The 13,279-nt window shown below is 72.7% G+C and carries 12 protein-coding genes; 8 read left to right on the forward strand and 4 right to left on the reverse strand.

Going from position 1 to position 13,279, the window contains the following annotated elements; translation table 11 throughout:
* Positions 1-2,642, forward strand: a 2,642-nt coding sequence (locus STRAU_RS18510) for a discoidin domain-containing protein (RefSeq protein ID WP_106967966.1), incomplete at its 5' end; no start/stop codon positions are given.
* 26 nt (positions 2,643-2,668) lie between these two features.
* On the opposite strand, the gene STRAU_RS18515 is transcribed toward STRAU_RS18510, so the two are convergent.
* On the reverse strand, positions 2,669-3,175 hold the full coding sequence (locus STRAU_RS18515; protein ID WP_037660291.1) for a MarR family winged helix-turn-helix transcriptional regulator: 507 nt from the start codon (positions 3,173-3,175) through the stop codon (positions 2,669-2,671).
* 187 nt (positions 3,176-3,362) lie between these two features.
* Here STRAU_RS18515 and STRAU_RS18520 point away from each other — a divergent pair, with 187 nt between their 5' ends.
* Positions 3,363-3,956: a malonic semialdehyde reductase gene (locus STRAU_RS18520; RefSeq protein ID WP_016641888.1), complete on the forward strand. Its 594-nt coding sequence runs from the start codon at positions 3,363-3,365 to the stop codon at positions 3,954-3,956.
* 101 nt (positions 3,957-4,057) lie between these two features.
* Positions 4,058-5,338 (forward strand): MFS transporter, encoded by a 1,281-nt coding sequence (locus STRAU_RS18525; RefSeq protein WP_016641889.1) that lies wholly within the window; start codon positions 4,058-4,060, stop codon positions 5,336-5,338.
* A gap of 104 nt (positions 5,339-5,442) precedes the next feature.
* Here the strand turns inward: STRAU_RS18525 and ychF are convergent, their stop codons facing one another.
* Positions 5,443-6,531, reverse strand: coding sequence for a redox-regulated ATPase YchF (ychF, locus tag STRAU_RS18530; RefSeq protein ID WP_016641891.1), 1,089 nt, complete (start codon positions 6,529-6,531; stop codon positions 5,443-5,445).
* A 411-nt stretch (positions 6,532-6,942) separates the two neighbouring features.
* On the opposite strand from ychF, the gene STRAU_RS18535 reads away from it, so the two are divergent.
* Positions 6,943-7,425, forward strand: a complete 483-nt coding sequence (locus tag STRAU_RS18535; protein ID WP_016641890.1) for a DUF6542 domain-containing protein — start codon at positions 6,943-6,945, stop codon at positions 7,423-7,425.
* Positions 7,426-7,638: 213 nt separating this feature from the next.
* Here STRAU_RS18535 and ppgK read toward each other — a convergent pair whose 3' ends face one another.
* Positions 7,639-8,391, reverse strand: coding sequence for a polyphosphate--glucose phosphotransferase (gene ppgK / locus STRAU_RS18540; protein WP_016641892.1), 753 nt, complete (start codon positions 8,389-8,391; stop codon positions 7,639-7,641).
* A gap of 46 nt (positions 8,392-8,437) precedes the next feature.
* A complete protein-coding gene (locus STRAU_RS18545; RefSeq protein WP_078621319.1) occupies positions 8,438-9,433 on the reverse strand; it encodes a 4-hydroxy-3-methylbut-2-enyl diphosphate reductase in 996 nt (331 codons plus the stop codon).
* Positions 9,434-9,520: 87 nt separating this feature from the next.
* Between STRAU_RS18545 and STRAU_RS18550 the strand changes: the two genes are divergently transcribed.
* From STRAU_RS18550 to STRAU_RS18565, 4 genes are all read left to right on the forward strand, one after another.
* Positions 9,521-10,915 carry an APC family permease gene (locus tag STRAU_RS18550; protein ID WP_016641894.1) on the forward strand — a complete coding sequence of 465 codons (1,395 nt, stop codon included), beginning with the start codon at positions 9,521-9,523 and terminating at the stop codon, positions 10,913-10,915.
* Between the two features lie 71 nt (positions 10,916-10,986).
* Positions 10,987-12,201 carry an exodeoxyribonuclease VII large subunit gene (gene xseA, locus STRAU_RS18555; protein ID WP_016641895.1) on the forward strand — a complete coding sequence of 405 codons (1,215 nt, stop codon included), beginning with the start codon at positions 10,987-10,989 and terminating at the stop codon, positions 12,199-12,201.
* A gap of 9 nt (positions 12,202-12,210) precedes the next feature.
* Positions 12,211-12,477 carry an exodeoxyribonuclease VII small subunit gene (locus STRAU_RS18560; RefSeq protein ID WP_016641896.1) on the forward strand — a complete coding sequence of 89 codons (267 nt, stop codon included), beginning with the start codon at positions 12,211-12,213 and terminating at the stop codon, positions 12,475-12,477.
* Positions 12,478-12,644: 167 nt separating this feature from the next.
* Positions 12,645-13,235 (forward strand): malonic semialdehyde reductase, encoded by a 591-nt coding sequence (locus STRAU_RS18565; protein ID WP_016641897.1) that lies wholly within the window; start codon positions 12,645-12,647, stop codon positions 13,233-13,235.
* Positions 13,236-13,279 lie beyond the last annotated feature (44 nt).

Genomic DNA, 13,279 nt, shown 5'->3' on the forward strand with positions numbered 1-13,279 from the left:
CCCCGCCCCGGCCGCCGCGCACTGCCTGCCCCACGGGGTCCACTAGCCCCACGGACCCCACGGGACCCCCGGGCCCCGCGGACCCCTGGGCGCCGACCGCGACCGCCCGCCCCGCCCCCGACGACCCGCACCTGCCGTACGTGGGCAACGGCTACCTCGGCGCCCGCGTCGCCCCCGCGGGCACCGGCTACGCCGCGCACGGCGGCAAGACCGGCTGGCCCCTGTACACCCCGGCCTACGCCGGAACCTTCGTCTCCGGCCTGTACGCGCGCGGCCCGCGGCACACCGCGGGCCGCGAGGCCGTCGCCGCGCTGCCCGCCTGGACACCGCTCGACCTCACCGTCGGCGGCGAGACGTACGGCCCGCGCAGCCGCGTCTCGCACTACCGCCAGACTCTCCACCTGCGCTGCGGCTTCGTCCGCACGGCCCTCACCTGGACCACCGCCGACGGCCGCCGCACCGACCTCACGTACGACGTGCTCGCCGATCGCGTCCACGCCCACACCGCAGCCGTACGCCTCAGCCTCACCCCGCACTGGTCGGGCGGGGCGACGGTCACGGACCGCGTCGACGGGCGCGGCGCCCGGCGGGTGGCCCCCACCGGCGGCGGCTCCCGCGACACCGGCACCGGCTTCGGCACCAGCACCGGCTCCCCTGGCAAGAAGACGATGGACGTCACCTTCCGCACCCACGGCACCCGCACGGACGGCGCCGTCGCCTCCACTCTCCAGGCCCCCGGCCGCACCCACGAGGCGCGCCCCGCACGGGACTTGAGCGTCCGCCAGTCCGCCGACTTCGGCGTGCGCGCGGGCGGGACGTACCACGTCACCAAGTACGTGGGCGTCGACACGGCGCTCACCTCGCGCGCGCCGCGCGAGGCCGCCCGGCACGCGTCGGTCACGGCCGCGGCGCGCGGCTGGGGCGCGCTGTTCGCCGCGCACACGGCGGCCTGGCGGTCGGAGTGGGACAGGTCGTCGATCGAGCTCCCGTCCCGCCCCGACCTCCAGCTCTGGGTGCGCTCCGCGCAGTACGGGCTGCTTTCCTCGCTGCGCCGGGGCGCCCGCGACAGCATCGCGCCGACCGGCCTCACCAGCGACAACTACGCGGGCATGGTGTTCTGGGACGCGGAGACCTGGATGTTCCCGGCCTTGCTCGCCTCCCGGCCCGAACTCGCCCGCGCCGTCCTGGACTACCGCGGCCGCACCGCGAACGCGGCCCGCGACAACGCCCGCAGGACGGCGGTCAAGGGGCTCTTCTACCCCTGGACCAGCGCGAGCCGCGGCCGCCTGTGGACCGAGTGCCAGAGCTGGTACCCGCCGCACTGCGTGCAGCAGAACCACCTCCAGGGCGACATCGCCCTCGCCGCCTGGCAGTACTACCTGGCCACCGGCGACCGCGCCTGGCTGCGCGAGCACGGCTGGCCGCTGCTTCGCGGCATCGCCGAGTACTGGGCGGGCCGCACCACCCGCAATCCGGACGGCAGTTACTCGATCCAGAACGTGGCAGGACCCGACGAGTACAGCAACGGCGTGACCGACGGCGTCTACACCAACGCCGTCGCCGCGACCGCCCTGCGCGCCGCCGCGTCCGCCGCCCGCACCCTCGGGCGGCCCGCCCCGGCCGACTGGGCCCGGCAGGCCGAGCGGCTGCGCATCCCGTACGACCCGGAGCGCAAGATCTTCCTCCAGTACGACGGCTACCAGGGCTCGACCATCAAGCAGGCCGACACCGTCCTGCTCATCTACCCCCTGGACTGGCCGATGCCCGAGGGCGCCGCGGCGGCGACCCTCGACCACTACGCCGAGCGCAGCGACCCGGACGGACCGGCGATGACCGACGCCGTGCACGCCATCGACGCCGCCGCCATCGGCGAGCCGGGCTGCTCCACGTACACGTATCTGGAACGTTCCGTCCGGCCGTTCGTACGCGGCCCGTTCGCGCTGTTCTCGGAGGCGCGCGGCGAGAAGGCGGACGCCGGCGACGCGCTCGCGGGCGCGCCCGCGCAGGACTTCCTCACCGGCAAGGGCGGCTTCCTCCAGGTCTTCACGCACGGCCTGACGGGCCTGCGGCTGCGCGACTCCGACGCGCTGCGGCTCGACCCGACGCTGCCGCCGCAGCTCGGGGCCGGGGTCACGCTGCGCGGGCAGCGCTGGCGCGGCAGTACGTACGACATCGCCGTCGGCCCCGAGGAGACGACGGTGACGCTGACGGCGGGGCACGCCTTCACGGTGGAGTCCCCGCAGGGGCGCGTTCGCGTCGAAAGGGGCGCGCCGGGGGTGCTCAAGACGCGTCGGCCCGACCGCGAGCCGACGGCGGACGCCGCGCGCTGCCGGCCGGCGACGGCCACGTCCGAGGACTCCGGTCGGTACGCGGCGGCCGCGGTGGACGGCAGCGAGGTCACGGCCTGGTCGCCCGCCCCGAAGACGCGGCAGGCCACGCTCACCGTCGACCTGGGCCGCGAGGTCCACGTCCGGGACGTGACCCCGGTGTGGGGCGTGCGGCCCGCCGACTTCGCCGTCGAGACGTCGGCGGACGGGCACGCGTGGGGTGCGCCGGGCGGCGGGCTCGCGCGGTTCGCGCGGGTGACCGTGCGGGCGGGGGAACGGGCGCCTGGGCTGCGGGAGTTGAGAGTGAGCGAGTAGCCCCGGGCGCCCCTTCCCCGGCGGGGTCAGGTGATCGACGTGTCGCCGTGCAGCTCCAGGAGCTTGCGGAGCAGCTCGGCGGCGCGCTCGACCTCCGCACGGTCGAGGCCGTCGAGGAGGCGCCTGAGGTTGCTCAGGTGGTTCACCATGAGCATGTCCGTGAGCTGCTTGCCGTGCTCGGTGAGCCTGATCTTCACGGTCCGCCGGTCGGCGCCGTCCCTGACCCGCTCGACCAGGCCCTTGGCCTCCATGCGGTCGATCCGGTTGGTGATGGCGCCGGAGGTGACCATGGCCGCCTTGAGGAAGGCGCCGGCGGTCAGGGCGTACGGCGGGCCCGAGCGGCGCAGGGTCGTCAGGACGTCGAACTCGCCCGACTCCACGCCGTGTTCGGCGCCGAAAGCCTTCAGCTCCCGGTCCACGAGCCGGTGCGCGCGCTGCACCCGGGCGATGAGCTGGACCGGCCAGAGGTCGTCCGTCAGCTCGGGCCGCTCCTTCTCCCACTGCCCGATGATCGCGTCCACGGCGTCGCTCATGACGGTCACTCTCCCTCTGCCTCGGCTCATCCTCAGCGCCTGCGCCCATCTTCTCTCAACGAGCATCTTCTCAATGTTAAGACACTTGACGCTGAAAGGAACCACGTGCTTTTATCTCAACGTTGAGACGTTCAGCCTTGAGAAAACGAAGGCTGAGGCGAAACCCGAGATCACGAAGGAGCCCGTCATGTCCCCGCTCGCCCTCGCCCCTGCCGCCCAGGACCTTCTCTTCCGCGAGGCCCGCACCGCGAACACCTTCACCGACGAGCCCGTCACCGACGAGCAGATCCAGGCGATCTACGACCTGGTCAAATACGGCCCCACCGCCTTCAACCAGTCGCCCCTGCGCGTGATACTCGTCCGCTCCCCCGAGGCCCGCGAGCGCCTCGTGCGGCACATGGCCGAGGGCAACCGCCCCAAGACCGCCACCGCGCCCCTCGTCGCGATCCTCGCCACGGACCACGAGTTCCACGAGGAGCTGCCGCGCCTCGTACCGCACGCTCCCGGCATCGGCGACACGTTCTTCTCCGAGCGCGCGGTCCGCGAGGAGTCCGCCCTGCTCAACGGCGCCCTCCAGGCCGCGTACTTCGTCGTCGGCGTGCGCGCCGCGGGGCTGGCCGCCGGGCCGATGACCGGCTACGACGCCGAGGGCCTGCGCAAGGAGTTCCTGGACGACGACCACGAGCCGCTGATGGTCGTGAACATCGGCAGGCCGGGCGAGGACGCGTGGTTCCCGCGGTCGCCGCGGCTGCCGTACGAGGATGTCGTGACGTCGGTCTGAGCACAGGCCGCCGCCCGCCTGAACGGGCCCGCTCGCGCCGCTCATCCCACTCTTGACCCGCAGGCCCCTTGGCCCCGCGGGTTCCGCTTCAGGGGGTTTCCATGTCCAGCACCACCGCGCCCGCCGCGCCCGCCGCGCCCGCGCCCGCCCGCCGCGCCGAGCCGGCCTCCGGCTCCCTCAACCGCGACCGCACCGGAACCGAAGCGGGATCCCGGCCCGCCCAAGTCCCCATCCTCTGGCTGGCGTTGCTCGCCGCGCCGGTGGCCGCCGGGGCCAACGCGCCCGTGCTGATCCTGCCCGACATGGCGCGCTCGTTCGGGGTGGGGACCGCGACGGCGACCTGGATGGTGACCGCCTTCGCGTGGGCCATGGCGGCGGGCACCCCGCTGCTCGCGGCCCTGCTGCGGCGCCGCGGGCTGAAGCCGCTGCTGCGCCTGAGCACGGCCCTCGTGCTCGGCGGCACCGCGCTGGTCGCGGTCGCGCCCTGGCTGCCGGTCGCCCTCGCGGGCCGCGTGGCGCAGTCGCTCGGCGGGGCGGGGCTGGTCGCGGCGGCGATGAACCTGGCGGGCAGCGCGCGCCGGATGGGCGTGATCAGCTCCGGCTTCGGGGTGCTCGGCGCGGCGGGCCCGCTGCTCGGGTCGACGCTCACGGACGCGGTGTCGTGGCGGCTTGCGTTCGCGGTGTCGGCGGTGGCGGTGCTCGCCGTGCCGGCGGTGGCGCGGTACGCGCGGCAGACGCCGCCCGGCGAGGGCCGCTTCGACGCCCGGGGCGCGGCCCTGCTCATAGCCCTGGCAACATCCCTGATCCTGCTGCCGAGCACCCCGCTCCCGGCACTGGCGGCAGCCCTGCTCACGGGCCTGCTCCTGACCCTGCACATCCGCCGCCGCCCGGAAGGCTTCGTACCGGTACGCCTGCTCCGCTCCCCCCTCTTCCTCACCTCCGCGGCGCTGGGCGTCACCCTCTCCACGACATACTTCACCCTCCTCTTCACGGTCCCGAGCCTGTTGCAGGACCGGGCGGGCTGGTCGAAGGGCGCGATCGGCACGGGCCAGCTCCTGACCCTGCTCACTGCGTCGGCGCTGTCGTGGCTGCTTGCGGCGGGTTCGGCGCGGTTCGGCCGGACGGCGGTCCGCGCGACGCTGGTCACGGTGGGCACGGCGGCGGTGGCGACGGCGGCCTTCGCGGACTCCGGCCCCCTGCTCCTCCTCGCGGCGGGCGCGGCGGCCTTCACGGCGACGGGCGCCAACGCCACCCTCTCGGTCCACGCGGCCTCGGCGGGCCCCGACACCCACCGCCCCACCGCCATCGGCCTCTTCGCCCTCAGCTACCAACTGGGCGGCGCCTTCGGCCCGGGCATCGCAACGGTGCTGGTCCTGGGCTAGCCCGGCCGACAAGCAAACGGAAGAGGGCGGGCCCACCGGGCCCGCCCTCTTCCGCTGCGCCGTCGTCCGTACCGCCGGACGTCACGCACCCATGCCGCCGAACATCAGACGTTGAAGCGGAACTCCACCACGTCCCCGTCCTGCATCACATAGTCCTTGCCCTCCATGCGGGCCTTGCCGGCCGCGCGGGCGTCGGCTACCGAGCCCGTTTCGACCAGGTCGTCGAAGGAGATGACCTCGGCCTTGATGAAGCCCTTCTGGAAGTCGGTGTGGATGACACCGGCCGCCTCGGGGGCCGTCGCGCCCTTCTTGATCGTCCAGGCGCGGGACTCCTTGGGGCCTGCCGTCAGGTAGGTCTGGAGGCCGAGGGTGCGGAAGCCGACGTGGGCGAGGGTGGCGAGGCCGGGCTCCTCCTGGCCGACGGACTGGAGGAGTTCGAGGGCCTCCTCGTCGTCGAGCTCGGCGAGGTCCGACTCCAGCTTGGCGTTGAGGAAGATCGCCTCGGCCGGGGCGACCAGGGCGCGCTGCTCGGCCTTGAAGTCGTCGTCGGTCAGCTCGTCCTCGTCCACGTTGAAGACGTAGAGGAACGGCTTGGTGGTGAGCAGGTGCAGGTCGTGGAGGAGTTCCTCGTTGCCCGAGCCCTGGACGATGCCCGCGGAGAAGAGCGTGTCGCCCTTCTCCAGGATCTCCTTGGCCGCCTCGACCGCCGCCACCTTCGGGGCGATGTCCTTCTTGATGCGCGACTCCTTCTGGAGGCGCGGCAGGACCTTCTCGATCGTCTGGAGGTCGGCGAGGATCAGCTCGGTGTTGATCGTCTCGATGTCGTCCTTGGGCGAGACCTTGCCGTCGACGTGCACGACGTTCTCGTCCTTGAAGGCCCGGATGACCTGGCAGATCGCGTCGGACTCACGGATGTTCGCGAGGAACTTGTTGCCCAGGCCCTCGCCCTCGCTGGCGCCGCGCACGATGCCCGCGATGTCCACGAAGTCGACGGTGGCGGGGAGGATCTTCTGGGAGGAGAAGATCTCCGCCAGTTTGGTGAGGCGGGGGTCCGGGACGCCGACCACGCCGACGTTCGGCTCGATCGTCGCGAACGGGTAGTTGGCCGCAAGGACGTCGTTCTTGGTCAGGGCGTTGAACAGGGTCGACTTGCCGACGTTGGGCAGACCGACGATTCCGATCGTGAGCGACACGTTGCGACTTCCCGTACGTGAGGACTGGCGTGAGGGCTGGCTGGGCGCGGCCCGGGGAGGTCGGCGGCGCTGCGCGCCGCCCTCGTCGTCCGGGGCGATCCACCAGTCTACGGCGTGCCGCGCACCCCGGTCGGCCCCGCCCCGTACCGCCGCCCTGTCGAACACGCCACCAAGCTCGGCCAAAACGCGTGTCCCAAACCGGATTAACCGCTCGGTCGGACCTAGGTTGGTCCGGTGGAGCAACACAGGACTCGTCCGCCGGGCGCCAGGCCGCGCCGCACCGCGCCGCTGCCCGAACAAGGCAGCCCCGCGGAGCCCTCCGTCCCCCGTACCCCGCCGCGTCCCCGCAGGCCCGCGTCGCCGCTCGCGCGCGCCCTGCGCAGAACCCCGCTGTACCGCAGGGTCAGCCGGATGCCCCTGTACCGCGCGCTGCGCCGGATGCCGAATCCGCGCCTGACCGGGCTCGGCAGCGGCCTCTTCGCCGTGGCCGTAATGTTCCTGTTCGCGTGCCTGCTGCGGCTGCTGTTCGGCGGCTCGATCGTCGCGTACGGCGTGCTGTTCCTGCCGGTGAGCGCGCTCACGGCGCTGTGGGTGCGGCCCGCCGACCTGGTGAGCGCGCCCGTCGCCGTGCCGATCGCGTTCGCGGCCGGGGTGCTGCCGATCTCCGAGGGCACCGGCGGCTTCGGCGGGCAGTTCATGGGGCTGCTCACCGCGCTGGCGCTGCACGCGGGCTGGCTGTACGGCGGGACGCTGGTCGCCGGGGTCATCGTGACCGTACGCAAGGTCAAGCTCATGGCCCGCCGCCGGCAGCAGCGGCAGTGGCAGCAACAGCAGCGGCGCGGGCAGGTGCGGCCGCCGGGGCATCCGCCGCAGCGGCGCGTGCCCGCCTCCTAGCGCGGGCCCGTCTCCGGTAGCGCCGCCCCGCCTTCTGGCGCCGCCCCGGCCCTTCTAGCCCCTCGCCTCCTGGCGCCTTCCAGGGCCTTCAGCGCCTCCTGGCACCTCCTTGCGCCTCTTGGCTCCGGCCGGGTCCTCCCCCGTCCCGGACCCGGCCGGTCCCCCGGCTCCTTCGGCTCCTTCGGCCTACAGGCCGGTCCCCCGGCCCTCGGCCTACACCCCTCGCTCCGCCGCCCGCGCGGCCATCGCCGCGCCCACGATGCCCGCGTTGTTCTGCAGCTCCGCCGGGACGATCTCGGCCTCGACGCCCTTGATCAGGGGCAGGAACTTGTGGGCCTTGCGGCTCACGCCGCCGCCGATGATGAACAGCTCGGGCGAGAACAGCATCTCCACGTGCGCCAGATACTTCTGGACGCGATGCGCCCAGTGCTCCCAGGTCAGGTCCTCGTCCTCGCGGGCCTTGGAGGAGGCGCGCTTCTCCGCGTCGTGGCCGTGCAGCTCCAGGTGGCCCAGCTCGGAGTTCGGCACGAGGTGGCCGCCGGTGAAGAGCGCGCTGCCGATGCCCGTGCCGAGGGTCAGCATGATGACCGTGCCCGTGCGGCCGCGGCCCGCGCCGAAGTGCATCTCGGCCACGCCCGCCGCGTCCGCGTCGTTCAGGACGGTCACCGGCGCGCCCCCGATGCGCTCGGAGACCAGCAGCCGGATGTCCGTGCCGATCCAGCTCTTGTCGACGTTCGCCGCGGTGCGCGCGACGCCGTCCGTGATCACGCCCGGGAACGTCGCGCCGACCGGGCCCGTCCAGCCGAAGTGCTCGACGACCTCCCGCACGCCCTCGACCACGCCCTCGGGCGTGGCCGGGTGCGGCGTGAGCACCTTGTGCCGCTCCTGCGCCAGGTCTCCGCGCTCCAGGTCAACGGGTGCCCCCTTGATCCCGGATCCGCCGATGTCCACACCGAAGATCTGCATGGACTCAACGTTACGACGTCGGACTGACAGTCACTCCCCGGCCCCGCTACTTCTTCGCGGACAGCTCCGCCGCCTCCGCGCGCAAATCGCGGCGCAGCTCCTTCGGCAGCGAGAACGTGATCGACTCGTCGGCCGTCTTCACCGTCTCCACGTCCGCGTACCCGCGCTCGGCCAGCCACTCGATGACGCCGTCCACCAGGACGTCCGGGACGGACGCGCCCGAGGTCAGGCCGACGGTGGTGACGCCGTCCAGCCATGCCTCGTCGATCTCGTCGGCGTTGTCCACCAGGTGCGAGGCGGGGACGCCCGCCTCCAGGGCGACCTCGACCATACGGATCGAGTTCGAGGAGTTCTTGGAGCCGACGACGATGACCAGCTCGGCGTCCTCCGCGAGCTTCTTCACCGCGGTCTGGCGGTTCTGCGTGGCGTAGCAGATGTCGTCGCTCGGCGGCGAGATCAGGCCCGGGAACTTCGTCTTCAGGGCGTCGACGGTCTCCATGGTCTCGTCCACGGAGAGGGTGGTCTGGGACAGCCAGACGACCCGGTCCGGGTCGCGCACCTCGACGTTGGCGACGTCCTCGGGGCCGTCGACGAGCGTGATGTGGTCGGGGGCCTCACCGGACGTGCCGATGACCTCCTCGTGCCCCTCGTGCCCGATCAGGAGGATGTCGAAGTCCTCCTTGGCGAACCGCACCGCTTCCTTGTGGACCTTGGTGACCAGCGGGCACGTCGCGTCGATCGTCGCGAGCTTGCGCTCGGCGGCCTCCGCGTGGACGGTCGGCGCCACGCCGTGCGCGGAGAACATCACGATGGAGCCCTCCGGCACCTCCTCCACCTGGTCGACGAAGATGGCGCCCTTCTTCTCCAGGGTCTGCACGACGTACTTGTTGTGGACGATCTCGTGGCGGACATAGATCGGGGCCCCGTACTGCTCCAGGGCCTTCTCGACGGCGATCACAGCACGGTCCACGCCCGCGCAGTAGCCACGGGGAGCGGCGAGCAGGACACGGCGGGAGCCAGGCGTTGCAGTCATAAGGACCATCGTAAGGCCGCGTACGACAGGTCAAAGATCGCCTCAGTGGGGAGACTGGGAGCCAGTCCGTGACCAGCGGAGGCACCCGGAGGCCCGATGTCCGCCCACCCGACGAACGCGCCCCTGCCGCCCGACGGCGAGGGTCCCCCCGCTCCGGCCGAGGGTGAGGGGCTGCGACGGAGTCTCGGATTCCGGGACCTCGTCGTCTACGGACTGCTGTTCATCGCCCCGATGGCCCCGGTCGGCGTCTTCGGGACGCTCGACGCGAAGTCGCACGGCGCGGTGGCGCTGGTGTACATCATCGCGACGATCGCCATGGCGTTCACCGCTTTCAGCTACGCCCAGATGGTGAAGGTGGTCCCCCAGGCGGGCTCGGTGTTCGCCTACGCGCGCGTGGGGCTCGGAAACGGGCCGGGTTTCATCGCGGGCTGGATGGCGATGCTGGACTACCTGCTCATCCCGGCCGTCGCGTATCTCTTCTCCGGCATCGCCATGCACGAGCTGGTGCCGTCGGTGTCCCGGTGGGTGTGGACGGCGATCGCGGTGGTCCTGACGACGGCGCTGAACCTGTGGGGGGTGCGGCCCGCGGCGCGGGTCGGCTTCGCGGTCCTCGCGCTGGAGATCGTGGTCCTTCTGGTGTTCGTGGTGGCGGCCGTGGTGGTGCTCGCGCGGGACGGCGCCGAGCGGGGGTGGCTGTCGCCGCTGACGGGGGACGGCACGCAGGGCGCGTTCGCGCTGTCGGCGGTGGTCGGCGCGGTGTCGGTGGCGGTCCTTTCGTACCTCGGCTTCGACGCGATCGCGTCGTTCGCGGAGGAGGTGACGGGGGGCTCCGCGAAGGTGGCGCGGGCGGTGCTGTTCTGTCTGGTCCTCACCGGTGTGCTGTTCGTGGCGCAGACGTATCTGGTGGCGCTCATGACCCCGACGTCGTCCTCCGAGCTCGCCGCCAACCCGGGCGATCAGGGGTCGGCGTTCTACACGGCCGTGGACTGGGCGGTCGGGGACTGGCTGCACGACCTGGTGGCGGTCAGCAAGGCGATCGGGGCGGCGTTCGCGGCGCTCGCGGGGCAGGCGGCGGCGGGGCGGCTGCTCTTCGCCATGGGGCGTGACCGGCGGTTGCCGCGCGCGTTGTCGAAGACCGAGTCGGGCACGCCCCGGATCGCCCTGCTGTGCGCGGCCGTCGTCACGCTGGTCGCCGCCGTGTGGGCGGCCCGCCGGGACGACGGCATGGACCACCTGGTGTCGGTGGTCGACATCGGCGCGCTGACGGCCTTCTTCCTGCTGCACGCGAGTGTGGTGGGCTGGTTCGCGGTACGTCGCCGGGGTGGCGAAGTGAGCTGGTGGCGGCACATTCTCGTGCCCGTGCTCGGTGCCGCGATCGTGGTCGCCGTCATCGTGGAGGCGTCGGGCTCCGCGCAGGTGGTGGGGGCGATCTGGCTGGGCGTGGGGTTGGTGGTGCTGGTTGCGCAGGGGGTGCGGCGGGGGGCGGCGTAGGCGGGCCCCGCCGCCCACGGCCGGGGCGACAGGGGCCCGGCATTGTCAGCGCCGGGGGCTAGTCTCGCCGCATGGGTCTCAATACGTCCGCGGACGCCCCGCTGCCCGTCGGGGAGGTGTCCCGTCTCATCGGGGGCTGGATCGACCGGCTCGGCGCGGTCTGGGTCGAGGGGCAGATCACGCAGCTCTCCCGTCGTCCGGGCGCGGGCGTGGTGTTCATGACGCTGCGCGACCCGTCGCACGACATCTCCGTGAGCGTCACCTGCTACCGCCAGGTGTTCGACGCCGTCGCGGACGTCGTCTCGGAAGGCGCCCGCGTGGTCGTGCACGCGAAGCCGGAGTGGTACGCCCCGCGGGGCCAGCTCTCCCTGCGCGCCGCGCAGATAAAGCCCGTCGGCGTCGGCGAACTGCTCGCCCGCCTGGAGCAGTTGAAGAAGTCCCTCGCCGCCGAGGGCCTGTTCGCGCCGGAGCGCAAGAAGCCGCTGCCGTTCCTGCCGCAGCTCATCGGCCTGGTCTGCGGCCGCGCCTCGGCCGCCGAGCGGGACGTCCTGGAGAACGCCCGGCACCGCTGGCCGGCCGTCCGCTTCGAGGTGCGCAACGTCGCCGTGCAGGGCGTGCACGCCGTCCCCCAGGTGGTGCAGGCGGTGAAGGAGCTCGACACCCGCGCCGACGTCGACGTGATCATCGTGGCGCGCGGCGGCGGCAGCGTGGAGGATCTGCTGCCGTTCTCCGACGAGCAGTTGGTGCGGGCCGTCGCCTCCTGCCGTACGCCCGTGGTGTCCGCGATCGGCCACGAACCGGACAACCCCCTGCTCGACCACGTCGCCGACCTGCGCGCCTCGACGCCCACGGACGCCGCGAAGAAGGTCGTGCCGGACGTCGGCGAGGAGTACGAACGCGTGGCGTTCCTGCGCGACCGCGCGCGCCGCAGCGTCGAGGCGTTCCTGGACCGCGAGGAGCGCGGCCTCGCGCACGCCCTGGCCCGCCCCTGCATGGAGCGCCCGCACCGCATGATCGAGGAGCGCGAGGAGCACATCACGGCGTATGTGGACCGCGCCCGCCGCACTCTCGGCCACCTCCTGGACCGCGCCCAGTCGGAGCTGACCCACACGCACGCGCGCGTGGTGGCCCTCTCCCCCGCCGCCACGCTCCAGCGGGGGTACGCGGTGCTGCAGAAGAAGCAGGACGGCGGCGCGGTGGTCCGCGCGGCGGACGAGGTGGCGCCCGGCGAGGAGCTGCGGGCACGGGTCGCCGAGGGCGAGTTCACGGTACGAGTCGACATCTAGGGTGGGCGCATGACCAGCACGACGGACACGGAAACGGAAGCGACGGCGCTCGGCTACGAGCAGGCCCGGGACGAGCTCATCGAGGTCGTCCGCCGCCTGGAGGCCGGGGGGACGACCCTGGAGGAGTCCCTGGCCCTCTGGGAGCGCGGGGAGGAGCTCGCCGCCACCTGCCGCCGCTGGCTGGACGGGGCCCGCGCCCGGCTCGACGCGGCACTCGCGGAGCCGGACGCCGAGGACCCCGAGAACCCCGAGAACACCGAGAACGCCGAGGTCTAGGCCGCCCAGCCCTGTGAAGTGGACCACCGCACTCCCACTTTAGTTGAAAGTTGAACCTCGCTGTCGTAGTGTCGATCTCACCGGCCGACGCCGGGACGCCCCGCCCCCGGGCCCCCGAAGCGCCACCCGCCGGAGCCCTCAGCTACGTATCGAGAAGGTTGAAAGAGATGTCCCTCGTTCTTGACCCCGCCGCCCAGGACCTCCTCTTCCGCGAGGCCCGCACCGCGAACACCTTCACCGACGAGCCCGTCACCGACGAGCAGGTGCAGGCCATCTACGACCTGGTCAAGTACGGCCCCACCGCCTTCAACCAGTCGCCCCTGCGCGTGACGCTGGTCCGCTCCCCCGAGGCCCGCGAGCGCCTCGTGCAGCACATGGCCGAGGGCAACCGCCCCAAGACGGCGACGGCCCCGCTGGTCGCGATCCTGTCGGCGGACAACGAGTTCCACGAGGAGCTGCCGGCGCTCTTCCCGCACTTCCCGCAGGCCAAGGACGCGTTCTTCTCCGAGCGCCCGGTCCGTGAGCAGGCCGCGAGCCTGAACGCCGCGCTGCAGGCCGCCTACTTCATCGTCGGCGTCCGCGCCGCGGGCCTGGCCGCGGGCCCGATGACCGGGTTCGACCCCGCGGGCGTGCAGAAGGAGTTCCTGGACGACGACCACACCCCGCTGATGGTCGTCAACATCGGCAAGCCGGGCGAGGACGCCTGGTTCCCGCGCTCCCCGCGCCTGGCGTACGACGACGTCATCACGACCGTCTGAATCGGCGCGTCCCAGCGGCGCACCACCATGTGAGAGGCCCCCGG

Source organism: Streptomyces aurantiacus JA 4570, assembly GCF_000414115.1.
Classification (GTDB): Bacteria; Actinomycetota; Actinomycetes; order Streptomycetales; family Streptomycetaceae; genus Streptomyces; species Streptomyces aurantiacus_A.